The 21228-nt window shown below is 61.3% G+C and carries 25 protein-coding genes and 3 tRNA genes; 15 read left to right on the forward strand and 13 right to left on the reverse strand.

The features are described from left to right. Window positions 1-29: 29 nt before the first annotated feature. Together U8326_RS05235 and U8326_RS05240 are read right to left on the reverse strand one after the other, a co-directional pair. Window positions 30-311 (reverse strand): succinate dehydrogenase assembly factor 2, encoded by a 282-nt coding sequence (locus tag U8326_RS05235; RefSeq protein ID WP_324742784.1) that lies wholly within the window; start codon window positions 309-311, stop codon window positions 30-32. A gap of 49 nt (window positions 312-360) precedes the next feature. Further along, the gene (locus U8326_RS05240; RefSeq protein ID WP_324742785.1) at window positions 361-765 is read right to left on the reverse strand and encodes a host attachment family protein; all 405 of its coding nucleotides are present in this window, start codon (window positions 763-765) and stop codon (window positions 361-363) included. A gap of 109 nt (window positions 766-874) precedes the next feature. Here U8326_RS05240 and recG point away from each other — a divergent pair, with 109 nt between their 5' ends. After that, window positions 875-2932, forward strand: coding sequence for an ATP-dependent DNA helicase RecG (gene recG, locus U8326_RS05245; RefSeq protein ID WP_324742786.1), 2058 nt, complete (start codon window positions 875-877; stop codon window positions 2930-2932). Between the two features lie 91 nt (window positions 2933-3023). Here the strand turns inward: recG and U8326_RS05250 are convergent, their stop codons facing one another. From U8326_RS05250 to U8326_RS05265, 4 genes are all read right to left on the reverse strand, one after another. Further along, entirely contained in the window at window positions 3024-4235 is a 1212-nt protein-coding gene (locus U8326_RS05250) for a cytochrome P450 (protein ID WP_324742787.1), read from the reverse strand. 10 nt (window positions 4236-4245) lie between these two features. Beyond that, window positions 4246-5112, reverse strand: a complete 867-nt coding sequence (locus tag U8326_RS05255) for a phytanoyl-CoA dioxygenase family protein (protein WP_324742788.1) — start codon at window positions 5110-5112, stop codon at window positions 4246-4248. 181 nt (window positions 5113-5293) lie between these two features. Next, window positions 5294-6205 carry a helix-turn-helix domain-containing protein gene (locus U8326_RS05260; RefSeq protein WP_324742789.1) on the reverse strand — a complete coding sequence of 304 codons (912 nt, stop codon included), beginning with the start codon at window positions 6203-6205 and terminating at the stop codon, window positions 5294-5296. Between the two features lie 191 nt (window positions 6206-6396). Further along, on the reverse strand, window positions 6397-7101 hold the full coding sequence (locus tag U8326_RS05265) for an NAD(P)H-dependent oxidoreductase (protein WP_324742790.1): 705 nt from the start codon (window positions 7099-7101) through the stop codon (window positions 6397-6399). A 280-nt stretch (window positions 7102-7381) separates the two neighbouring features. Here U8326_RS05265 and U8326_RS05270 point away from each other — a divergent pair, with 280 nt between their 5' ends. Continuing rightward, a complete protein-coding gene (locus tag U8326_RS05270; RefSeq protein ID WP_324742791.1) occupies window positions 7382-8053 on the forward strand; it encodes a GIY-YIG nuclease family protein in 672 nt (223 codons plus the stop codon). 192 nt (window positions 8054-8245) lie between these two features. Here the strand turns inward: U8326_RS05270 and U8326_RS05275 are convergent. Beyond that, window positions 8246-8322 (reverse strand) — tRNA-Pro (locus U8326_RS05275). Between the two features lie 100 nt (window positions 8323-8422). Between U8326_RS05275 and thyA the strand changes: the two genes are divergently transcribed. Continuing rightward, window positions 8423-9379, forward strand: a complete 957-nt coding sequence (gene thyA, locus U8326_RS05280; RefSeq protein WP_324742793.1) for a thymidylate synthase — start codon at window positions 8423-8425, stop codon at window positions 9377-9379. A 6-nt stretch (window positions 9380-9385) separates the two neighbouring features. Here thyA and U8326_RS05285 read toward each other — a convergent pair whose 3' ends face one another. Then, window positions 9386-9847: a hypothetical protein gene (locus U8326_RS05285; RefSeq protein WP_324742794.1), complete on the reverse strand. Its 462-nt coding sequence runs from the start codon at window positions 9845-9847 to the stop codon at window positions 9386-9388. Window positions 9848-10050: 203 nt separating this feature from the next. Here U8326_RS05285 and U8326_RS05290 point away from each other — a divergent pair. Beyond that, window positions 10051-10127: transfer RNA gene (locus U8326_RS05290), tRNA-Asp, on the forward strand. 43 nt (window positions 10128-10170) lie between these two features. Here the strand turns inward: U8326_RS05290 and U8326_RS05295 are convergent. From U8326_RS05295 to U8326_RS05310, 4 genes are all read right to left on the reverse strand, one after another. Continuing rightward, window positions 10171-10383: a DUF2842 domain-containing protein gene (locus U8326_RS05295; RefSeq protein WP_324743529.1), complete on the reverse strand. Its 213-nt coding sequence runs from the start codon at window positions 10381-10383 to the stop codon at window positions 10171-10173. Next, complete coding sequence (locus U8326_RS05300) at window positions 10383-10955, reverse strand: 5-formyltetrahydrofolate cyclo-ligase (protein WP_324742795.1); 573 nt, start codon at window positions 10953-10955, stop codon at window positions 10383-10385. The genes U8326_RS05295 and U8326_RS05300 overlap by 1 nt, the downstream gene beginning before the upstream one ends. Window positions 10956-11174: 219 nt before the next feature. Beyond that, complete coding sequence (locus U8326_RS05305; RefSeq protein WP_324742796.1) at window positions 11175-11507, reverse strand: cell division protein ZapA; 333 nt, start codon at window positions 11505-11507, stop codon at window positions 11175-11177. Further along, window positions 11504-11914, reverse strand: coding sequence for a hypothetical protein (locus tag U8326_RS05310; RefSeq protein ID WP_324742797.1), 411 nt, complete (start codon window positions 11912-11914; stop codon window positions 11504-11506). The genes U8326_RS05305 and U8326_RS05310 overlap by 4 nt, the downstream gene beginning before the upstream one ends. Here U8326_RS05310 and tkt point away from each other — a divergent pair. The 6 genes from tkt to U8326_RS05340 all read left to right on the forward strand — a co-directional run bounded on the left by tkt (window position 11913) and on the right by U8326_RS05340 (window position 18003). After that, window positions 11913-13886, forward strand: coding sequence for a transketolase (gene tkt, locus U8326_RS05315; protein WP_324742799.1), 1974 nt, complete (start codon window positions 11913-11915; stop codon window positions 13884-13886). The two genes, U8326_RS05310 and tkt, sit on opposite strands and share 2 nt — an antisense overlap. A gap of 14 nt (window positions 13887-13900) precedes the next feature. Continuing rightward, window positions 13901-14908 (forward strand): type I glyceraldehyde-3-phosphate dehydrogenase, encoded by a 1008-nt coding sequence (gap, locus tag U8326_RS05320; protein WP_324742801.1) that lies wholly within the window; start codon window positions 13901-13903, stop codon window positions 14906-14908. 1 nt (window position 14909) lies between these two features. After that, window positions 14910-15380, forward strand: a complete 471-nt coding sequence (locus U8326_RS05325) for an MOSC domain-containing protein (protein WP_324742802.1) — start codon at window positions 14910-14912, stop codon at window positions 15378-15380. After that, window positions 15377-16576 (forward strand): phosphoglycerate kinase, encoded by a 1200-nt coding sequence (locus U8326_RS05330; RefSeq protein ID WP_324742804.1) that lies wholly within the window; start codon window positions 15377-15379, stop codon window positions 16574-16576. The genes U8326_RS05325 and U8326_RS05330 overlap by 4 nt, the downstream gene beginning before the upstream one ends. Next, a complete protein-coding gene (locus U8326_RS05335) occupies window positions 16573-16989 on the forward strand; it encodes a VOC family protein (protein WP_324742805.1) in 417 nt (138 codons plus the stop codon). Before U8326_RS05330 ends, U8326_RS05335 begins: the two co-directional genes overlap by 4 nt. A gap of 111 nt (window positions 16990-17100) precedes the next feature. After that, window positions 17101-18003: a fructose bisphosphate aldolase gene (locus tag U8326_RS05340; RefSeq protein ID WP_324742807.1), complete on the forward strand. Its 903-nt coding sequence runs from the start codon at window positions 17101-17103 to the stop codon at window positions 18001-18003. A 3-nt stretch (window positions 18004-18006) separates the two neighbouring features. Here the strand turns inward: U8326_RS05340 and U8326_RS05345 are convergent, their stop codons facing one another. Then, window positions 18007-18375: a hypothetical protein gene (locus U8326_RS05345; protein WP_324742808.1), complete on the reverse strand. Its 369-nt coding sequence runs from the start codon at window positions 18373-18375 to the stop codon at window positions 18007-18009. A gap of 124 nt (window positions 18376-18499) precedes the next feature. Here U8326_RS05345 and thiE point away from each other — a divergent pair, with 124 nt between their 5' ends. The 5 genes from thiE to U8326_RS05370 all read left to right on the forward strand — a co-directional run bounded on the left by thiE (window position 18500) and on the right by U8326_RS05370 (window position 21222). After that, window positions 18500-19123, forward strand: coding sequence for a thiamine phosphate synthase (gene thiE, locus U8326_RS05350; protein WP_324742809.1), 624 nt, complete (start codon window positions 18500-18502; stop codon window positions 19121-19123). A 71-nt stretch (window positions 19124-19194) separates the two neighbouring features. Then, the gene (gene efp / locus U8326_RS05355) at window positions 19195-19758 is read left to right on the forward strand and encodes an elongation factor P (protein WP_324742810.1); all 564 of its coding nucleotides are present in this window, start codon (window positions 19195-19197) and stop codon (window positions 19756-19758) included. A gap of 2 nt (window positions 19759-19760) precedes the next feature. After that, window positions 19761-20201, forward strand: coding sequence for a hypothetical protein (locus U8326_RS05360; protein ID WP_324742811.1), 441 nt, complete (start codon window positions 19761-19763; stop codon window positions 20199-20201). 79 nt (window positions 20202-20280) lie between these two features. Further along, on the forward strand, window positions 20281-21072 hold the full coding sequence (locus U8326_RS05365) for an inositol monophosphatase family protein (RefSeq protein ID WP_416385527.1): 792 nt from the start codon (window positions 20281-20283) through the stop codon (window positions 21070-21072). 65 nt (window positions 21073-21137) lie between these two features. Then, a tRNA-Leu gene (locus U8326_RS05370) sits at window positions 21138-21222 on the forward strand. The last annotated feature ends 6 nt before the right edge of the window (window positions 21223-21228 follow it).

The following is a 21228-nucleotide window of genomic DNA, read 5'->3' on the forward strand; positions in this document are numbered from 1 at the left end:
GGAAGCTGTAAGCGCCGGGACCGTTCCCGTCAGCGCGGAATTTCTACGTAGTCGAGCTGTTGCATCAGCGTCATCTGCTCGCCTGCAAATCGCTCCGGAACCGGCATGGTGCGGAGCGCCCAGGCCATCACATCGACATCATCCTCTTCCAGCAGATCCTCGAACCAGTCGATTTCAGCCGCACCCCATTGGGTGTGGTAGCGGTCGAAGAAACCGCCGATCATATAGTCCGCCTCACGCGTGCCGCGATGCCAGGCGCGAAACTTCAGGCGAGCGAGACGGACGGACCCGGGGGCGGAGACATTGGACATGAATTTGCCGGTAAGGCAGGCGGCGTGGGCAGGCAACCCACCCTTCGACCTATTTTCCGCGCAGGGCGGCAAGAATTTCCGGCGCGGGCCTGCCGATCAGATCCTTGGCCAGTTCGCCTTGCAGGGCCAATTCGAGCTGCTTGTGAAAATGGCGGCGCAATTCGCCCAGCGTGCGCGGGGCGGCGATCACCACCAGCTTTTCGATCTTGTGATCCAGAACCTGCCGGTTCAGCCAGTCCGCGACAGCGGCGGCATGGGCGTCTTCATCCAGCAAGTGCCCGGTCGGATTGCCCGAGCTGGAATAGTGATGCGCACCGGCGCCCTTGTTGTGCTTGTCCAGCCTGGGGGCGGGGAGGGGCGCAAGCTGCGGTTCCGCCTCGTTTCCGGCGTTCCTGAACAATTCGAACCGCTTGCCGTCGATCAAGGCGATAACGGTATTGTGGGCCAGCAACATGCGATTGCTCCTCTCGTTACGATGGCCTGCATTTCATCATAGCATGGAGGTGGAACAATGCGCTGCGTCAAATCTGGCGATTTTCCCGCCAACCTGTCTATGAAGGGCCATGCGGCCCGAATGCCTCAACCCGGTCTTTGCGGAAACGGACAGTCTCGACGGTGTCGGGCCCAAGCTGCGCAAGCCGCTTGAAAAGCTGGGGCTGAATCGGCTGCGGGATCTGGCCTATCATCTGCCGGATCGCTTCGTGCAACGGCGCGCCGTGGGCAATCTCGATGAAGCGTCGGTGGGGGAGCAGATCGTGATTGCGCTGACGCCCACCGAGCACCGCTCCACGTCGGGGCGTGGGCCATATCGCGTGCTGGCGCAGGATGCGGCGGGGAACATCTGCGCGCTGACCTATTTCGGCCGCGCTTCCTACACCGCGAAGAAGCAGCTTCCGGTCGGCGAGATGCGCTGGGTGGCGGGCAGGCTCGATCAATATGGGCAGATGCTGCAGATCGTGCATCCCGACCATGTCGCGGAAGAAAGCAGCGCGATGCTCGGGCAATTGTGCGAGCCGGTTTATGCGCTTTCCGAAGGGCTGACCCAGCCGCGCATTGCCGCTCTCGTCCAGCAGGCGCTAGGGCGGTTGCCCAAATTGCCGGAATGGATCGAGCCGGGCCTGCTGGCCAAAATGCAATGGCCGGTCTGGCGCGATGCGCTGCTGCTGGCGCATAAGGCGGAGCATCCCGCGGCGCGGGATCGTCTGGCCTATGATGAATTGCTGGCCAACAGCCTTGCCTTGATGCTGGTGCGCGACGCCAATCGCAGCCGCAAGGGAACGCCGCTCACGGGCGATAATTCGCTCAGGGCGAAGCTGGACTTGCCGTTTCCGCTCACAGGCGCGCAGCAGCGCTCTATCCGCGAGATCGAGGGGGACCTGGCCCAGGGCGCCCCGATGCTGCGCCTGCTGCAGGGCGATGTCGGCGCGGGCAAGACTGTGGTCGCGCTGGAAGCGATGCTGCTGGCGGTGGAGGCGGGCGCACAGGCCGCCATGCTGGCTCCCACCGAGATTCTCGCGCGCCAGCACTACCAGACCTTGCGTGGCCTTGCCGCGCCGACCGGAGTGAACATCGCGCTGCTGACCGGGCGAGACAAGGGCAAGGCCCGGGAGTCGATCCTGATGGGCCTGATGGATGGCAGTATCGACATCGTGGTGGGCACTCATGCGATTTTTCAGGAGAGCGTGAGCTATCGCAATCTCGCGCTGGTGGTGATCGACGAGCAGCATCGCTTCGGAGTGGGCCAGCGGTTGATGCTCACGCAGAAGGGCAAGCGCACGCCGCACTGCCTTGCCATGACGGCGACCCCCATCCCGCGCACCCTGACGCTGGCGCAATATGGCGAGATGGACGTGTCCCGGCTCGATGAGATGCCGCCCGGCCGTCAGCCGATCGACACGCGCGTGATCGCCGTGGATCGTTTGGCCGATGTGGCGGCGGGAGTCGAACGGCATATCGCAAGCGGCCAGCAGGCCTATTGGGTCTGCCCCATGGTGCGCGACAGCGAGACGGAGGATCTGGCCGCCGCTGAGGCGCGTTTTACGTCCCTTAAGGCGCGTTTCGGTGACGCTGTGGTGCTTGTGCATGGCCAGCTCAAGCCGGAAATCAAGGACGCTGCCATGGAACGCTTCGCCAGCGGCGATGCGCGCGTGCTGGTCGCGACCACGGTGATCGAGGTCGGCGTCGATGTGCCAAACGCCACGCTGATGGTGATCGAGCAGGCGGAGCGTTTCGGCCTTGCCCAGCTGCATCAGTTGCGGGGCAGGGTGGGGCGCGGGTCGGAGAAATCGGTGTGCCTTCTCCTGCGCGGGGAGCATCTTTCCGAAACCGCGCGGCAGCGCCTGGGTTTGATGCGGGAAACGCAGGATGGCTTCCGCCTGGCCGAGGAGGACCTGAAGCTGCGCGGCGGCGGGGAACTGCTGGGCACCCGGCAATCGGGCGATACGCCGTTCAATGTGGCCAATCTGGAGCAGATCCAGCGGTTGCTGCCGCTGGCCCATGACGATGCCCGCCTGCTGGTGGAGCGGGATGGCGGCCTTTCCAGCCCGCGCGGGGAAGCGGCGCGGATTCTGCTCTACCTGTTCGAGCGGGACTGGGGCGTGCAACTGCTTCGGGGCGGTTAGCGGCCAGTCTCAGGTGCGGCTGCCGATGCCGTGCTGAACAAGCCGTTTTGCGGGAAGATCGCGATTGATGTTCGGGAAACTGTCCGCCCGGCTACGCGGCCAGAGACTGGCTTACCTTGCCCGGCTCGAACAGGATCGGCACTTCATGCATCCCGCCGACCTGCCCTGAAACCCATCGTGTCGGGCGTTCGGGGTCAAGCTCGAATTCCGGAATGCGGGCAAGGAAGCGCTCGATCATCGCGATGGCTTCGACCTTGGCCAGATAGGCGCCAAGGCAATGATGGATGCCGATCCCAAAGGCGAAATGATGATTGGGCTTGCGATCGGGGATAAAGCGATCCGGGTGCGGAAACTGGCGCGGATCGCGATTGGTGATCTGATGAATCATGCCCACGATCTGCCCTGGCTGGAGATCTACGCCGGCGATGGTGATCGGATTGACCACTTTACGGAAAATGCAGGCAGGGCCGTCGAGCCGCAGAAATTCATCGACAGCGCTGGGGATCAGCTCCGGCTTGCGGGTGAGCTGGCGGCGCAACTCCTTGTCCCAGGCAAGGCGGTAGAAGCAATTCGCCAGAAAACGCAGCGTATTGTCGAAGCCGCCAAGCAGCAGCACGGTGAAGAAATCGAGCAGTTCCTCGTCGTTCAGCCGTTGCCCGTCATATTCGCTGTTGATGATTTCGCTCAGAAGCCCGTCGTTCGGTTCCTTGCGCCGCAATTCCACGGTTTCCCGCCAATAGGCTTCCATCTCCTTCATGACGGGCGCGGCGGCTTCGGGATCGGTTGCCCCTTCCACCATCGCATGAACGAAGCGCCGAAATTTTTCGGCATCCTCCATCGACAGGCCGACGATCGCGCAGAAGGCATAGCCAGGCATGGGGTCGGTCGCCTGACAGACGTCGATCCGGCCTTTGTCGATCACCCTGTCGACCAGCATATCGGCAATCGCCCGCATGTCGTCGAGCATGCGGTTGGCGCGGACCTTGGTGAAGGGGGCCTGCACCATCCGGCGATAATGGGTGTGATCAGGCTCGTCCTGCCCGGACAGCATGAAGGGCTTGCCGCTGGGGGTCGAATATTGCGGGAAAGTCACCGCGGAGTTCGAAAAATCGACCGTGTTCTGATGAATTTCCCGGCTCGCCTGCCAGCTTGTCACCACCCAGAAGCCGCCATGGGCATTGCTCCAGGCGATTTCCTCGCCTGCGGCAATCGCCTCATCGCGGATCATCTCGAAATATTCATACGGCGTGCCGTCAGGCCCCAGCGGGGTCGCATAATGATCGAAGTTCGAGATCAGGCTCATCGTTTGATCCTCAGGCATCGATTGCGGTCCGGACGCGCTCCCATTCATCGCTATTGCAGAGCGGATCCCCCGGATTAAGCACGCCAAAGCCCTTCATCACGATCCGGTCATCGGTGTTCTGGCGCTGGTTTGAAAACTTGTTCGTCCCCAGATCGCGCTTGCCCGGCAGCGGACGGAAATAGGCCTCGTCGGAGAAAAAGCGGAAGGTGTAGCTGCGCCGCAGCTGGTCCGGCCTGGTCGGCGCGCCGCCATGCAGGCAGCCCGGATGGAATGCGAGCACGTCGCCCCGCTGCATGGAGGTGGAGAAAATATCCCATTTCTCGCGCTCGGCTTCGATGTTGGGAAGACGGGGCAGGTCCTTCTCATCGTAGAGCGGCGCCGTGAAGTCGGTCGGATCATACATCGATGCGTTGAACAGGGTGCCATTGTGCGATTTGCGCACCACTTCGAGCACGTTCTCCTCATCGAGAGGATCGAGGGGAATCCAGAAGATCAGCAGGCCCGGGCCGTAAAAGGGGATGTAGGACGTATCCTGATGCCAGGCGGTCCGGCGCGCGCCGCCGGTCTTCTGCCACATCTGCTCGAGATAATAATAGGTGTCCCGCCCTCCGAAGAGATCGCGCGCGATGTCGGCTATGCGGGTTTCCGACATCAGCCGCTGATAGCGTTCGCTGCTTCTGATGGTGTTGTCTGTCAGGAAGTAGATCTCATCCTTCCCGTCACCATACATCCGCTCCGCAAGTTGCTTGTCGGCATTGAAATGCGCTTCATAGCACATTTCCAGCAGATCCATTTCCTGCCAATCCAGCGCGCCCGGTATCAGGACCACGCCATCCTCGGCAAAGCCTTCCGCATATTGGGAATATTGACCTTCCATCTCTCGCCTCGTCCGTTCTGCTTTCGGTGCGACGCACTCGGCCTCAAGGCGCGGTCATGGTCCTTCGCCGCCAGCGTCGTGCGTCATCCCGCCTGTTTATCCGAAGAACCGGCGCAACTCTTGGAATCGCTTGCATGAAAACTTGTAAATGCGGCGCGATATGTGCGGGCGCGCGGTTCGGCTAGGACAGGTTCCGATATTGCCGCGGGGACATTCTGTAGTACCGCCGGAAGGCGTTGGAGAAATGCGCCTGGTCGTAAAATCCCAGCGACAGCGCGATCTCCGAGAGTGAGGCGCCTGCCAAGGCCGGGGAGCGCAACATCTGGGCGGCCCGCTTCATGCGTTCGTTCGCCAGCAGAGCGGTGAATGTGGTGCCGTGGGTGGAAAGCGTTGTCTGAAGGCTTCTCAGGCTCATTCCCAGCCGTGCCGCCGAAGCGGCCGGAGTCAGGTCTTCCGAGCCGATATGATCGCGAATATCCTTCCTTATGTCCTGAAACGCGGCGCGGGTTCTGGCCCTGTCGGGCAGGTCATCGCCGCCGATCATGCACAGATAGGTCAGTTCCAGCGAAGCCTCGAGCAGGTCGTTTAATATGTATTCTGCGGTTTTGCCGGCAAGATCATGCAATTTCTCGAGATATGATCGCAGAAGCAGGGTTCTGGCATCATGCCGGTCGGACTGCATCCCGCTGATCCGGTTGCCGGACCCGAGCCGCCTTTCGACCATCCTGCGAGGAAACAGAATGGTGCGTCCGCTCGCGCCGGCCCTGCAATCGAACGATCCGGTGAGGCTGGTGTCCCAGAGCAGAATATCGCCAGCCTGCATTACCGATTCCCGGCTTCCCGCGGAGAAGCGCAGTCCGCCTGCATTGTAGAGCGTGACGTAGAGGCCGTCCTCCTGCGAATGGACGATCTCGTTCTCTCCCCGGTGCCCCTCGCAGCCCCTGATTTTCGTATCAACGAACAGGCAATCGCCCTGCAGGCGATGCTTCTGCGAAATCGTGCAATCTTCCTTGCTTGATGGCACGACGTTCCAGCAACTCCGGAACCAGTCGTAGCCTGCCGAGCAAGCCTGCGCCGTATCCATCTGGAACATCTCGCTCTCCAATCCATATGCGCGTCTTGCGGAGAGAGCGCCGATCGTCGAGGCGTATGCGGACCTGTGCCCAGCAGATCGCACACGAAAACGTGGCTCACTCACCATCGCGCTTGGAGGGGATGCTACTCCGCCGTTCGGCGCCGGTCAACGCGGGGCGGCATGTGTCGGGCTGCCTTGCCATCAGGCCCCTACAATTGCTCGAATCTCGGGCCGAAGTTTGCAAGATCAGGGATGGGAATACGCGGCTTGCTGTCCAGATCCGCGAAATAGGCGCCCAGGTCGTCCAGGCATTTCCGCCTTACCTCCAGCGGCTGATACGGAATGTTGTGAGCCACGAACGGCTCGATCACCTCCATGCCGACATAGCCCAGGGTGCCCTGGAAAAGATGCCGCAGCATGCCATGCACCAGTGGCCCATGGATGCCGCGCGCGCCCACCATGTCTTCCCGGCCGCCAAGGCTGAAAGCCGCGCTGGCCTTCTTTCCGGCCATCCCGCCGCGTTCATAGATGGTCTTGCCGCCATAGAACTCGCCGGAGATGAAAACACGGTCGAACCAGCCTTTCATGATCGCGGGCGTGCCGAACCAGAACAGCGGGAAGGTCAGCACGATGAGATCGGCCTGCTTCACCTTTTCGATCTCGGCGACGAGATCCGGGGCCAGGGTTCCGGCGTTGAAATTGTGCCTTTGTTCCAAGGCGTAAACAAGATGGTCGGGATTGCCTCGCTCGCCAAAATCCGCCGGGGAGAGGACCGGATTGAACCCCATTTCATAAAGGTCGGAATGGATCAGCTCATGGCCGCTGGCGGAAAGCGTTTCGGCAATCCGGTCGCGCATCGCCGTAACGAAGGAATCGCGTTCGGAATGGGCATGGACGAGAAGGGCTGTAGGCATCGAATTCCCCGGAATTTATGTAATGACTTACATTGCGTGGTCCGGAAAAAAGGTCAACAGGTTTACGAAATTCGCTCGAAAATTTTCCCGGCGATCCGTAGCGCGGTGCCGTTTGCGTGGATAACCAAGCTGAAATCAGCTGATTGCATTTCATGACTGCAGGAACGAGTGGCCGCCGTGCATTCCGGTGGCTTTGATTGGTCCGCGCACTTGCGCCAGTTTGTCGATTTCAATTTAACATGAGAAAGACGGTTTACGTTTGAAAAGGGGGATCGAGGACATGAGTCACGCGAACACTGTTTTGAAATTGGTGCAGCAGAAGCCCGGCCTCACGGAATTGGAGATTTCGAAGCATTTGTTCGGAAAGGAAGGAGTCCAGCAAAGGGTAAATTATATTTGCCGCAGATTGGTCAAAGAGCAGAAAATTGAACGTCGAGGCGCAGGATACCAGTCTGATCCGTATGCCTATTATCCGCTCCAAAAAAGCTTTGTAACTCCAGAGATAATCGCCTCGAAGCTCGAATCAAAACCAGCTTCGTTGTCTGCTGCAAAGCCCGTCCTCACCAAGTCCTACCTATTGACCTGTGGCTTTAAGATGTGCGCGACCTGGAGATTGAGTAGTGGAGAGGTAATAGAATTCGATTGCCGTTTACCTACTGAGCGGGGCGTCTATGCGTTCTGTAAGGGCGATGTCGTTCAATATATTGGAGTCGCCGCAAAGGGGATCGCAAAGCGTTTATATTTTTACACTCGCCCAGGCCCAAGGCAGATTACCAACATACGAATTAATGCCATCATCAAGAGTGAGCTTGCGCAAGGCCGCAAACTTGAAATTCTTGCGGCTATGCCTTCAAACTTTGATTGGAATGGCTTGCCTGTCGATGGAGTCATGGGTTTGGAAGCAGGTTTAATTAACCGTTATTCACTTCCATGGAATGTGAGGGGGGCATGAAGTTAATTGTAGGCTTCATACTAGGAGCAGTTGGTAGCTTTGCGCTAGGATGGACCCTGCTGACGGTTTTAGGACTCTGGTTGGCAAAATGACCGAAAACCCGCCGCTTGAATCCTGCCAAGGCAGGGCGGCTCAAGCCCGTCATTGCGGAGGGCCATGCCGCTTACTCTGATTTGAACATATAAAATAAAATGGTCGGGGAGAGAGGATTCGAACCTCCGGCCCCTGCCTCCCGAAGACAGTGCTCTACCAGGCTGAGCTACTCCCCGACCGGTGCCGCCACAGAAGCTGTGGAGCAAGGCAGAGGCGGCCCTATAGGAGCGAGAGGGCGGGGTGGCAAGCGGGCATTTGCAGGTTTAGGAATAGCCCATGGCCAGTCTTGCACAATCGACCGATTCTCTTTCTTCCCCTCACTGGGAATGGCAGTATCTCGAGCTTATGCGCCGGATCTGGCGGCAAGGCGACGAACGCATCGACCGCACCGGCGTCGGCACGCGATCCGTTTTTGGCGCCGAGCTTCGCTTCGATTTGTCCGACGGCCGGATGCCCTTGCTCACGACCAAGCGAGTCTATTGGAAGACGGCAAGCCGGGAGATGCTGTGGTTTCTCACCGGCGATACGAATATCCGTGCGCTGTGCGCGCAGAACGTTCAGATCTGGACGGACTGGCCGCTGGATCGCTACCGCAGGGAGACGGGCGATCCGATTAGCCGGGAAGATTTTTCCGCGAGAATCGTCGAGGATGAACGGTTCGCGGAGCGCTGGGGCGACCTTGGCCCGGTCTATGGCAAGCAATGGGTCGATTGGCCCACCTATGAGCCTGTGGGCGACGGCTCGTTTCGCGCTGGCCCGGGCATCAATCAGGTGGCGCAGGTGGTGCGAAGCCTGCGCGAGAATCCGGGCAGCCGGCGGCATATCATCGAAGGCTGGAATGTGGCCGAGCTGGACGGAATGGCCCTGCCGCCCTGCCACAAGACCTATCAATTCCATGTGGCCGGAAGCCGTCTCAACGGATTGCTCTATCAGCGCAGCTGCGACGTGGCGCTGGGATTGCCGTTCAACTTGTGGGGCGCGGCCCTGCTGGTCCGAATGCTGGCCCAGCAGAGCGGGCTGGAGCCGGGCGAGCTTGTCTGGATGGGCGGCGATGTCCACCTCTATCTGAATCATGCGGCTTTGGTGGAAGAGCAGCTTTCACGCACCCCTTCGGGCGATCCACGGATGGAGATACTGCGTTTGCCCGAATCGATCTTCGCCTACCGGATCGAGGATTTTCAGGTCAGCGGGTATGAGCCGCAGACCCATATTCCGGCGCCCGTGGCGGTTTGACCCGGTTCAGCGCACGATTGCGCTGTAGGCTATCCTGCCGCTGCCGCGCGCGGCAGCCTGTGCGGGAATGCGCCACCTGACATGAGTCACGTCTTCGGGCGTGGCGAGGCGGGCGCCTTCCGGATCACGGATGGTGAGCGCGCCCAAACGTCCCCAGTTCCGGCCGCCGTCGACGGAGATTTCCTCCATCCCGTTGCTGCTGCGCTCATAGGAAAGCGCCTTGGGAACCGGGCTGGTCAGGGTGAAGCCGCCCGGCTTGGCGGGCGAGCGCCAATCGAGCACCAGCACCACGCGGTCGCCCGGCGACATCTTGCCCGCCGGCTCCAGCAGGCGCACCGGGCGCAAGCCTGGAACATGGGATTTCTCGACATAGACCGCATGGGCAGGACGCCAGATCAATTCGGCCTGGGCCGGATGGATGGCTGCGCCAAGGCATAGCGCAAAGGCGGCGAACAAGATCGGACGCATGCAATTCCCCCCGTCCGCTCCCTTGCCGGACAGGCCGAGGCAATAGGCCGCAAAGCGCCAAGATATGGTTAACGATGCGGGTGAGGCGGGGCGTTTCGAGCGGTTCGGCGATTTGATTGCGCGCCGGTATTGAGAGGCGGTTGACAGCCGTGATGGGCTGCCCTAGTGGCGCGGCTCCCCAAGGGACGCACGCCCAGGAATACGCGGGTGTAGCTCAGTTGGTTAGAGCGCCGGCCTGTCACGCCGGAGGTCGCGGGTTCGAGCCCCGTCACTCGCGCCATTGGGGAATTTCCGCGGTTCTGGGGTTGGTTCGGACGTCTCCCTCAACGCCAGCGGCCCGTCTCCATCCAGATCAGAAACCGCCGCAGCGGAAGCAGCCAGATCGTTCCCAGCACGATGTAGATCACCGTCTGCACCAGCACGGGCAGCCCTCCGATCGGGCCGGCTGCCCTGGATACCAGCAGGGCATAAATCGCGAGCGCCCCGAGTAGCCCGAGAATCCCGACCGGAATACGCCAGGTAGGGTCCTTACGCATCATAAAGCTCCAAAAAGGCGGGTCGGTGTGATGACGGCCGCAAGCGGGCGATCATGCGGTTCGACCGGCAGGCTGTCCAGCAGCTGGCAATCCCATGCCAGCCCTATTGCGATCGTATCGGGATGGGCGGCGAGCCAGCGGTCGTAATGTCCGCCCCCCTGGCCCAGCCGCTGGCCATCGGCCGTGAAGCCCAGCAGCGGCACGAAAACCGTATCGGGCACAAGTCGCCTGGCGTCTCCGGCAGGCTGAAGAATCCCGTAAGGCCCCATTTCGAGATCGGTGTCGCCGAACGGATCGGTCCATGCCCTGAATTCCATTCCGCTCTCCCGGTCGGCAAACCAGGGCAGGGCGATGTCGTGACCCGCTTCGAGGAAGAAGCGCGCATAGGCCGAAGCCGGCGCCTCGAAGGAATTGGAGCGATAGACGCCTATCGTGGCCCGGGCAGGCAGATGGTCCATCACCAGCCGGGGCGGGCGCATGAACATCAGTCCACGCATGTTGTCCGGCAGGGCTTCGGCATATTCCCGCCGCAAACGGCGCAATCGGCTGCGTAGTTCCTGCTTGGAATCCATATTTCACCGATGGGCCGGTCCAGGCCGGCAAAAGAGGGTGACGGGACCACCATGGGCCGGTGCCGGGAAATCCTCTGACGCCAAAACGTCAGGTGGGAGCCATATGTGCCGAATCCCAATGCGAAAAAGTGACCCGGCCAGGGACAGCCCCCTTGGATTGCTTATAGCCTCAGGGATGTTCAAGCGGCGCGTACCGGGCAGTACCCGTCATGGGTCTACTTAGGGAGTGCCCGGCATCGTCTCAAGCTGTTCCGCAAGATTTTCGATGCGGTCGGCGATCCGTTCCAGCAAAGGCGCCAGATCCTCGCTCGGATCGGCAGGTGGTGCGGCAGCTTCGGAAGCGGAGGAGGCAGCGCGCGCTTCATGCAATTCGTCGGCCAGCAGCAGGCTCGCGAAAAGAAGCTGCCTGGCCTCGTTCTGCCCGACGGCATTGCCCATCCCGGAAAGCTTTTCCGCGATCATCTGTCCGAGCCGGGTGACATGGCTTTCCTCGCCTTCGGCACAAGCGACGGTGTAGTGGCGGCCGCCAATCGCCAGCGTGACATTGCTCATTTTTCGAGGGCTCCGATCAGGGCGTCCAATTCGGCAAGAGAGGCTCTCACGCTTTGCCGCAGCGCCTCATGGCGGATCAGGAGGCCTTCGTCGGGTTCGACGAGATCGGGTTCCGGTGCGTGCCGTTCTGTATCGCCTGCAGCGCTTTCTATGCGCGCCAAAGCGGACTCTATGCGCCTCACGGCGATGTCGATGCGGTCCCGAGACATGCGGTTTGTTAGCGTAAAGGCGGGCTGCCGCAAAGATTTGCACGCCGGAGCGGCAAACAAATCTGAGGAAAATCGTTGCGCATCTGCGAAAGCGCTGCGCTTGACGGCAGGCGGCGCGTCCGCAAAGGAAACCGCGCGCCGAATCGGCCCCCGATGATCGTTTTTCGCACGGCGCCTTCGCAGGAGCAGAATTCGCATGAGCCTCGATCCGTCCCGCCTGGCGCCTATGGCCAATGCCATCCGCGCTCTGTCGATGGACGCGGTGCAGGCCGCCAATAGCGGCCACCCTGGCATGCCGATGGGCATGGCCGATGTAGCCACCGTGCTTTACTCGCGTTTCCTCAAGTTCGATCCTGCGGCCCCCAAATGGCCGGATCGCGACCGTTTCGTGCTGTCGGCCGGTCATGGCTCGATGCTGATCTATTCGCTGCTGCACCTCACCGGCTATGCGAACCCGACGATGGAAGAGATCCGCAACTTCCGTCAGTTGACCAGCCCTTGCGCCGGCCATCCGGAGAACTTCCTGCTGCCGGGCGTCGAATGCACGACCGGCCCGTTGGGGCAGGGCCTGGCGATGGCGGTGGGCATGGCGCTCGCCGAACGGCACCTCAACGCCAGCTTCGGGGACGATCTGGTCGATCATCGTACCTGGGTGGTCGCCGGCGACGGCTGCCTGATGGAGGGGGTGAACCATGAGGCGATCGGCCTCGCCGGGCATCTCAAGCTGGGCCGCATGGTCGTGCTGTGGGACGATAATCGTATCACCATCGATGGCGGTACCGATCTTTCCACCAGCGAAGATGTGTCGGCCCGCTTCCGCGCTGCCGGATGGCATACCGAATCCTGCGACGGCCACGATTTCGCCGACATCGAGCGCGCGATTGCCGCTGCCGTGGCCGATGGGCGTCCGTCGCTTGTCGCCTGCCGCACGATCATTGGCAAGGGCGCGCCCAACAAGCAGGGCAGCCATAATGTGCATGGCTCGCCGCTTGGCGGGGATGAAATTGCGGCCACGCGCGAAGCCCTGGGCTGGACCGCCGCTCCCTTCGAGGTTCCGGGCGATGTGCTGGCCGACTGGCGCTCGCTTGGCGCGAAAGGTGCTTCCGCCCGCAGCGAATGGGAAGGGCGGCTTGCCGCCGATGCTCGCGGCGCCGAGCTTTCGCGGCGCATGAATGGCGATCTGCCTGCCGGGGATGCCGTCCAACAGGGGCTGCAGGCGCTGTTTGCCGAACCGCAGACTGTTGCGACCCGCAAGGCCAGCGAACTGGTGCTCGAAGTGCTGACTCTGCTGATTCCCGAAATGGTAGGGGGATCGGCGGATCTCACTGGCTCGAACAATACCAAGACCAAGGCGACCGGCCCGCTTTCCGCTGGCGATTATTCCGGCCGCTATCTCTATTACGGCATTCGCGAATTCGGGATGGCCGCTGCGATGAACGGCATGGCTCTGCACGGCGGAGTCATTCCCTATGGCGGCACCTTCCTGGTGTTTTCGGACTATTGCCGCAATGCGATCCGTCTCTCGGCCTTGCAGCATGCACGCGTGATCTACGTTCTGACGCATGACAGCATCGGCCTCGGCGAAGATGGGCCAACTCACCAGCCGGTCGAGCATGTCATGTCGCTGCGGATGATTCCCAATCTGGAGGTGTTTCGCCCCTGCGACCTCGTTGAAACGGGCGAATGCTGGGAGCTTGCGCTGCAGAGCGGCGACAAGCCTTCGGTGCTGGCCTTGACCCGCCAGAACCTGCCGCAGTTGCGTCAGGGCGGTGAGAATCTGAGCGCGAAAGGCGGCTATCGGCTGAAGGGTGCGTCTGCTCCGCGCAAGGTCGTGATTGTTGCCACCGGCTCGGAAGTCGAACTCGCTGTGAATGTGCGGGAGGCGCTGGAGGCGGAAGGCATTGGCGTGGATGTGGTATCCATGCCGTCCATGTCGCGCTTCCTCGCTCAGGATGACGCCTATCGCGCCGATCTGCTGCCCGGGGATGTGCTCAAGGTCTCGATAGAGGCCGGCGTCACTCTGGGGTGGGAACGGATCGTCGGAAGCGATGGTCTGACCGTCGGAATCGACAGGTTCGGGGCTTCCGCTCCGGCCGGCGATCTGTTCAAGCACTTCGGCTTCACCGTCGAAGCGATTGTTCCGCAAATCAAAGCTAAACTAGCCAGCTAGCAGGAGTTCTTCATATGGCGACCAAGGTTGCGATCAATGGTTTCGGACGTATCGGGCGGCTTGTCGCCAGGGCTATCCTGGAACGGCCCGATTGTGGACTGGAGCTGGTTTCGATCAACGATCTCGCTGATGCGAAATCCAACGCCCTGCTGTTCAAGTATGATTCAACTCATGGGCGGTTTCCCGCCGAAGTAACGTCGGATGGCGACAGCATGACGGTGGGCGGCAAGAAAATCGTCGTCACGAAGGAACGCGATCCGGGCAAGCTGCCGCACAAGGCGATGGGCATCGATATTGCGCTCGAATGCACCGGGTTTTTCCAGTCGAAGGATGCGGCCAGCCCTCATCTCGAAGCCGGGGCGAAGCGCGTGCTGATTTCCGCGCCGGCCAATGGCGTCGACAAGACCATCGTGTTCGGCGTCAATCAGGACACTCTGACGGCCGACGATATCGTCGTTTCGAATGCCAGCTGCACCACCAACTGCCTCGCCCCCGTGGCCAAGGTTCTGCATGAGGCGGTGGGCATCGAGCGTGGCTTCATGACCACGATCCACAGCTATACCAACGACCAGCGGATGCTGGATCAGATGCATTCCGACCTGCGTCGTGCTCGCGCCGGTGCGACCAACATGATCCCGACCACGACGGGCGCTGCTCGCGCTGTCGGTCTGGTATTGCCGGAACTCAACGGCAAGCTGGACGGCAGCTCGGTTCGCGTGCCCACGCCGAACGTCAGCCTCATCGATCTGGTCTTCACGCCTTCGCGGAATACGTCGAAGGAGGAACTCAACGCCGCCCTGAAGGCTGCGGCTGAAGGCGCCATGAAGGGCATTCTGGATTATACGGATGAGCCGCTGGTCTCGTCAGACTTCAACCATTACCCGGCCAGCTCGACCGTCGACAGCCTGGAAACCGCTGTCCTCGAAGGGCAACTGGCGCGCGTTGTCAGCTGGTACGACAATGAATGGGGCTTCTCCAACCGCATGCTGGATACGGCAGGAGTGATGGCGAGCTTCCTTTGAAATGTCCGGGCGCCTTGCCGGAATAGCACGGCATGCCCGCCCACGCGGCGAAATCGAAACCCTGCAAACAGTTTCGGTAAGTCGCATGGGTGGAGTTGCCGGCGATTTTCGTGGGGCCATCCGTCCCGGCAAGAGCGCCCGCCGTCAGGTTTCACTGATCGAGGCGGAAAGCTGGGGTGCGGCCATTGCCGATCTCGGCTTGATGGATGGGACGGCGCTGCCATGGTATGCACGCCGGGCCAATCTGCTGATCGAAGGGCTGCGCTTGCCGCGCGAGCCGGGTAAGGTGATCGCAATCGGCAATGCGCTTCGGATCGAAGTAACCTGCGAATGCGATCCTTGCAGCCGTATGGAAGAGATTGTCCCGGGTTTGAAGGCGGCCCTGATGCCGGATTGGCGGGGCGGCGTGCTGGGCCGGGTGCTGGATGATGGCGAGATTGCCATCGGCGATGAAGTGAGGATCGAGGAATGAGCGGTTTTCGCACTCTGGATGATATTGGTGACGTGAGCGGCAAGGTCGTTCTGGTTCGCGTGGACCTGAACCTTCCGATGCAGGAGGGCCATGTCACCGATACGACCCGGGTGAAGGCTTCCGCCCCCACTATCCTCGAACTGGCGGATGCGGGCGCTAAGGTGCTCCTGCTGGCTCATTTCGGCCGCCCCAAGGGCGCGCGTCACTCGACCATGTCGCTGAGCCTCGTGCAGGGTGCGGTGGAGCATGTGCTGGGGCGCGAAGTCATGTTCATTCCCGAGGTTTCAGGGCCTGTTGCCGCTCAGGCCATCGGCATCCTACGTCCGGGCGATATCGGAATGCTGGAAAATACCCGCTTCTGGCCGGGCGAGGAAAAGAACGATCCGGAATTCGCAAAGGCGATCGCCGCGAATGCCGACATCTACGTGAACGATGCCTTTTCCGCAGCCCATCGTGCCCATGCCACGACCGAGGGCTTGGCGCGCATTCTGCCAGCCTATGCGGGGCGTTCCATGCAGGCGGAACTGGAAGCGTTGGAGAAGGCGCTCGGCAACCCACGGAAGCCCGTGGCGGCAGTGGTTGGCGGCGCCAAGGTTTCGACCAAGCTGGCCGTGCTCAAGCACCTCGTCGGCAAGGTGGGTCACCTTATCATCGGCGGCGGGATGGCCAACACGTTCCTCGCCGCACGCGGGGTCGCTGTCGGCAAGTCGCTGTGCGAGCATGAACTGACCGGCACGGCCGAAGAGATCATGGAAACTGCCGACAAGGCGGGCTGCACGGTGCATTTGCCCTATGACGTGGCGGTTGCGCGTGAATTTGCGGCCAATCCCGCGTCGTTGCGGATTTGCAATGTCCATGAAGTCGGTGCCGACGAGATGATCCTGGACGTCGGACCGCAAGCTGTTGAGGCGCTGGGCGATGTGCTGAAGACCTGCCGCACGCTGGTCTGGAATGGCCCTTTGGGCGCGTTCGAGATCGAGCCGTTCGACGCTGCCACCGTGGCCCTCGCCAGGACTGCGGCCGCACTCAGCCGTGAAGGATCGCTGGTTTCGGTCGCCGGGGGCGGCGATACTGTTGCCGCGCTCAATCATGCGGGTGTTGCCGCCGATTTCACATATGTCTCGACAGCAGGCGGAGCTTTCCTCGAATGGATGGAAGGCCGGGAACTGCCGGGCGTGGTGGCCCTGGTGAAGTGATCTCGATCAAGGCCATCGACCATGTCGTGTTCCGCGCGAGAAACATGGAAGCGATGGTTCGTTTCTATGAAGATGTTCTGGGCGCCCGGATCGAGCGTCAGGTCGAGGAGCTTGGCCTTGTGCAGCTTCGGGCCGGTGGTTGCCTGATCGATCTGGTCGATTGCGCCGGCAGGCTGGGGCAACGGGGCGGAGCGCCGCCAGGTGTAGAGGGGCGCAATATCGAACACGTATGCTTCCGGCTCGACCCGTGGAACGGAGAGGCTATACTTGCCTTTTTGGCTACGCATGGCATTCCGGAGGCAGAAATCGCGCAACGTTATGGCGCGGAAGGCTACGGTCCCAGCATCTACCTTGCCGACCCGGAAGGCAACGTACTGGAGTTGAAGGGACCATCCAGGGAATTGGATTCTTGAGGCAGAACGCCGTGGCCCGTCACGAGGGCTTAACGGATATGGTTGACTGTGTTGCGGCAGCCTGCGCCGCTGGCTAAGGCGCGCAAGACATACAGAAGGCAGGAAGGCACGATGACTCATCAGGACATGTTGGCAAAGATTTCCAATGGGAACGGTTTTATCGCGGCTCTGGATCAGAGCGGCGGCTCTACTCCCAAGGCGCTGCGTGGATATGGGATCGAGGAAACCGCCTATTCCAATGACGAGGAAATGTTTGGTCTGATCCACCAGATGCGCAGCCGGATCATCACCTCGCCCGCTTTCACGGGCGACAAGGTGATCGGCGCGATCCTGTTCGAGAAGACCATGGATGGCGCTGTCGATGGAAAGCCCACTCCGCAGGCGCTGATCGAACGCGGTGTCGTGCCGTTCATCAAGATCGACAAGGGTCTGGAAGACGAGGCGAACGGCGTTCAGTTGATGAAGCCGATGCCCGAACTCGACGCTCTGCTTACCCGCGCAAAGGCGCTTGGCGTGTTCGGTACCAAGGAGCGTTCGGTCATCAACTCGGCCAATCGCGAAGGCATTGCCGCTGTCGTCAAGCAACAGTTCGAGGTGGGCGCGCAGGTGACGGCCCACGGCCTGATGCCGATTCTCGAGCCGGAAGTGAACATCAAGAGCGAGACCCGCGCCGAGTGCGACCAGATCCTGCTCGAGGAAATCCTCAACAATCTCGATGCCTTGCCGGATGGACAGCAAGTGATGTTGAAGCTGAGCCTGCCGGTCAAGCCGGGCCTGTTCGATCCTTTGGTGGATCATCCGAAGGTGCTGCGCGTGGTTGCCCTTTCCGGCGGCTACAAGCGGCCCGAGGCCTGCGTGGAGCTTTCCCGGAACCGGGGCGTGATCGCTAGCTTCAGCCGCGCGCTGCTGGAAGATCTGCGTGCCCAGATGAGCGACGAGGAATTCGACGCCTCGCTGGCCGGTGCGATCGACGAAATCTACAAGGCTTCGGTGGCGGCTCCGGCCGACGCCTGATCTCTAAATTCCTCCCGCAAAACGAAATCCGAAGCGATAGTCTTCCGGAGATATGCTCCGGTCGGCCTTCGCTTCGGGATATACTTCCACCAGATCGAGCGCCCCGTCGGCGACCGTTATCGGCTCGCCCAGCGTGAGTTCTCGCGTTTCGCTCCGCGATCCGAGATCGATACGCACCTCTATGCGTATCCGCCCGGCCCAGACGCATTGCACCTTGGCCGGACATCGGCTGTCTTCCAGCAGCTTTAGCGGCGTGACCCGTGGCCCATCGACATAGACTGTTTCACCCAGTCCCGCTCTGGCAATGCCGTCCTGCCTGACCTTGTAGCTCACGCATCCAGCCATGAGCGGGATGGTCAACAACAGGAACATGCTTGCGGGCAAAGCCCGCCGTTTCGACAAAGTGACAATAGCCATCGCTCCATCATGCCCGATGATCGGCGCCTGCTCCAGAGCGGACTTGGCGGCCTGGCAAAGGCAGGATAGGGCAAAGTCCATGCAGACTTGCCAACTTTATCTGATTTCTCCGCTGGAAGTGGGCGGCCCTTTTCCTGAACGGCTGGAGCGTGCGCTCCAGGCTGGCGCGGCGGCTGCCTTCCAGTTTCGCGTCAAGGGGCTGGACGAGCACGAAGCGGCCCGGCTCGCAGGCCCGCTGCAGGAAATCTGCGCTGCGCATGATGTCGCATTCATCGTGAATGACAGCGTATCATTGACCCGCCGGATCAAGGCAGATGGAGTTCATCTCGGCCAGCAGGACGGCGACGTGCGCGAAGCCCGCGAGTTGCTGGGCCGGGATGTGCAGATCGGCGTCACCTGCCATGCCAGCCGTCATCTGGCGATGGAAGCAGGGGAAGCCGGGGCCGATTATGTTGCGTTCGGGGCGTTCTTCCCCAGTGTCACCAAGGAAACGAAGCACAAGGCGGAACCGGAGCTGTTGCGCTGGTGGCAGGATCTGTTCGAATTGCCCTGCGTCGCCATCGGCGGAATAACGCTCGGCAACTGCCGGCCCTTGATCGAGGCGGGAGCGGATTTCCTGGCGGTTTCAGCAGCCGTGTGGAGCGGCGATGAAGCGGAGGCGATGCGCGGATTTACCGAATTGTTGGGAGAGCGGAAGCATTAGCTGCCTTGCTCTCGCTACGGGCAGGCGCTAGGGGCGCGCAACCGCTTCCCTGTTTCTCGAAAGTATGGCCCATGAAGATCAGTGGCGTTGACATTCGCCCCGGTAATATCCTCGAATATGAAGGCGGAATCTGGAAGGTTGCCAAGACCCAGCATACCCAGCCCGGAAAGGGCGGGGCGTTCATGCAGGTCGAGATGAAGAACCTGATCGATGGGCGCAAGACCAACGTCCGCTTCCGCAGCGCCGATACCGTCGAGCGCGTCCGGCTGGATACGAAGGATTTTCAGTACCTCTATGCCGAGGGCGATAATCTCGTGTTCATGGACAAGGAGACATACGACCAAATCCAGCTTCCCGCGGACCTTCTCGGCGATGCCGCCGCGTTTCTGCAGGATGGGATGGATGTCACACTGGAACTTTATGACGAGAGGCCGATCAGTGTTGAACTGCCCGAACAGGTCGAGGCGACCATCGTAGAGGCGGATGCTGTGGTGAAAGGCCAGACAGCCAGTTCCAGCTATAAGCCTGCGGTGCTTGATAATGGCGTTCGCGTGATGGTTCCCCCGCATATCGAAAGTGGCACCCGGATCGTGGTCGACGTTTATGCCCGCGAATATGTACGAAAGGCTGATTGATTATGCGTACCTTCTCGATCGTCGCTACGCTTGCCGTCCTCGCGATTCCGCTCGCGCTCCATGCCGCAGAGCCGGCCAAGAATTCCAAGGAGGCGGCCAAGGCGCCGGCTCCCGCACAGACTGCACTCACGCCTGAACAGCAGAAGGCGAATGTGGAGCGCGGCGTCAAGATTTTGAGCCTCTTCAGCAGCGCCCTGCAGAACAAGGAAGTGCCGGAAGACCAGAAAGGCTATCTGTTCTCCTGCCTCTACAACAACAAGCTGGAGAACATCAGCGTCGCGACTGGCGAGGTTTTCACGAAGAATCCGAAGCTCGACGCGAATGATCCGAAGAACCTCTATCAGGCTGCTGCCACGATCTGCGGAGTGACCAAGGCTCCCTCGTTCGCCAAGGCGGAAAAGCCGGCTACTTCGGCGACTCCCGCTCCCGCCAAGGGCCGCTGATCGCGTGAACTTGTATCGGGCGGCAACTGCATCGCGTAGGCTTGTAAATTAAATGGCCGTTTCAGGACTTTTACGCGTGATGGAGCGCGCCGCCCGCCGTGCGGGCAGCCGATTGCGTCGGGACTTCGGAGAGGTCGAGCATCTGCAGGTCAGCCGAAAGGGGCCGGCGGATTTTGTGTCCAAGGCTGATCGGGCCGCCGAGCGCAGCCTATATGATGACCTCAAACAGGCCCGTCCCGATTGGGGTTTCCTGCTTGAGGAAAGCGGTGAGGTGGAAGGTGATCCGGGCAAGCCGCGTTGGATCATCGATCCACTCGACGGCACCAGCAATTTTCTCCACGGAATCCCGCATTTCGCCATCTCCATCGCGGTTCAGGAGCCGAAGCTCGATGGCAGCGGTTGGGGGGAAGTTACGGCGGGGCTGGTCTACCAGCCGATTACTGACGAGAGTTTCTGGGCGGAAAAGTCGCGCGGTGCATGGCTGCAGGACGCCCGCCTGCGCGTGTCCGGGCGGCGCCATCTCGATGAAGCCCTGATCGCCACGGGCATCCCTTTCGCCGGTGCCGGCGATGTGGGCGAATGGAGCCGGATTTATCAGGCCATCGGGCCGCGCGTGGCCGGAATCCGCCGTTTCGGCTCCGCCGCGCTCGATCTCGCCTGGGTTGCCGCGGGCCGGTATGAGGCTTTCTGGGAAAGCAACCTCCAGCCCTGGGATACGGCGGCGGGTTGCCTGCTGGTGAGGGAAGCGGGCGGTTTTGTGACCGATTGGCGAGGGCGGTCCCAGGCGATCTGCGATAGTCAGGTGCTGGCTGGAAATGATCCGCTTCATTCCCGTCTCCACAAATTATTGGTCGAAGCTCTCAAGGATTGAGGGCAAATTCCCTGATGCGGCTTGAAGGAGCCATGCGAGGCCGCTAGACGGCGGCAACCTCCGAAGCCCCTGTGGCGGAATTGGTAGACGCGCTCGACTCAAAATCGAGTTTCTTCGGAAGTGCCCGTTCGAGTCGGGCCAGGGGCACCAGGCGGA

The sequence above is a fragment of the Tsuneonella sp. CC-YZS046 genome, from assembly GCF_035581365.1.
Taxonomy (GTDB): Bacteria; Pseudomonadota; Alphaproteobacteria; order Sphingomonadales; family Sphingomonadaceae; genus JAWKXU01.

Bases quoted from the DNA above. Each gene is read 5' to 3' on its own strand.
- recG (WP_324742786.1), top strand. From the start codon at position 875: ATGCGGCCCGAATGCCTCAACCCGGTCTTTGCGGAAACGGACAGTCTC.
- U8326_RS05285 (WP_324742794.1), bottom strand. From the start codon at position 9,847: ATGCGTCCGATCTTGTTCGCCGCCTTTGCGCTATGCCTTGGCGCAGCC.
- U8326_RS05310 (WP_324742797.1), bottom strand. From the start codon at position 11,914: ATGCGAATTCTGCTCCTGCGAAGGCGCCGTGCGAAAAACGATCATCGG.
- U8326_RS05365 (WP_416385527.1), top strand. From the start codon at position 20,281: ATGGAGCGCGCCGCCCGCCGTGCGGGCAGCCGATTGCGTCGGGACTTC.
- thyA (WP_324742793.1), top strand. From the start codon at position 8,423: ATGGCCAGTCTTGCACAATCGACCGATTCTCTTTCTTCCCCTCACTGG.
- U8326_RS05295 (WP_324743529.1), bottom strand. From the start codon at position 10,383: ATGCGTAAGGACCCTACCTGGCGTATTCCGGTCGGGATTCTCGGGCTA.
- U8326_RS05265 (WP_324742790.1), bottom strand. From the start codon at position 7,101: ATGCCTACAGCCCTTCTCGTCCATGCCCATTCCGAACGCGATTCCTTC.
- U8326_RS05240 (WP_324742785.1), bottom strand. From the start codon at position 765: ATGTTGCTGGCCCACAATACCGTTATCGCCTTGATCGACGGCAAGCGG.
- gap (WP_324742801.1), top strand. From the start codon at position 13,901: ATGGCGACCAAGGTTGCGATCAATGGTTTCGGACGTATCGGGCGGCTT.
- U8326_RS05300 (WP_324742795.1), bottom strand. From the start codon at position 10,955: ATGGATTCCAAGCAGGAACTACGCAGCCGATTGCGCCGTTTGCGGCGG.
- U8326_RS05330 (WP_324742804.1), top strand. From the start codon at position 15,377: ATGAGCGGTTTTCGCACTCTGGATGATATTGGTGACGTGAGCGGCAAG.
- U8326_RS05270 (WP_324742791.1), top strand. From the start codon at position 7,382: ATGAGTCACGCGAACACTGTTTTGAAATTGGTGCAGCAGAAGCCCGGC.
- U8326_RS05325 (WP_324742802.1), top strand. From the start codon at position 14,910: ATGTCCGGGCGCCTTGCCGGAATAGCACGGCATGCCCGCCCACGCGGC.
- U8326_RS05260 (WP_324742789.1), bottom strand. From the start codon at position 6,205: ATGTTCCAGATGGATACGGCGCAGGCTTGCTCGGCAGGCTACGACTGG.
- efp (WP_324742810.1), top strand. From the start codon at position 19,195: ATGAAGATCAGTGGCGTTGACATTCGCCCCGGTAATATCCTCGAATAT.
- U8326_RS05340 (WP_324742807.1), top strand. From the start codon at position 17,101: ATGACTCATCAGGACATGTTGGCAAAGATTTCCAATGGGAACGGTTTT.
- U8326_RS05235 (WP_324742784.1), bottom strand. From the start codon at position 311: ATGTCCAATGTCTCCGCCCCCGGGTCCGTCCGTCTCGCTCGCCTGAAG.
- tkt (WP_324742799.1), top strand. From the start codon at position 11,913: ATGAGCCTCGATCCGTCCCGCCTGGCGCCTATGGCCAATGCCATCCGC.
- U8326_RS05345 (WP_324742808.1), bottom strand. From the start codon at position 18,375: ATGTTCCTGTTGTTGACCATCCCGCTCATGGCTGGATGCGTGAGCTAC.
- thiE (WP_324742809.1), top strand. From the start codon at position 18,500: ATGCAGACTTGCCAACTTTATCTGATTTCTCCGCTGGAAGTGGGCGGC.
- U8326_RS05305 (WP_324742796.1), bottom strand. From the start codon at position 11,507: ATGAGCAATGTCACGCTGGCGATTGGCGGCCGCCACTACACCGTCGCT.
- U8326_RS05255 (WP_324742788.1), bottom strand. From the start codon at position 5,112: ATGGAAGGTCAATATTCCCAATATGCGGAAGGCTTTGCCGAGGATGGC.
- U8326_RS05360 (WP_324742811.1), top strand. From the start codon at position 19,761: ATGCGTACCTTCTCGATCGTCGCTACGCTTGCCGTCCTCGCGATTCCG.
- U8326_RS05250 (WP_324742787.1), bottom strand. From the start codon at position 4,235: ATGAGCCTGATCTCGAACTTCGATCATTATGCGACCCCGCTGGGGCCT.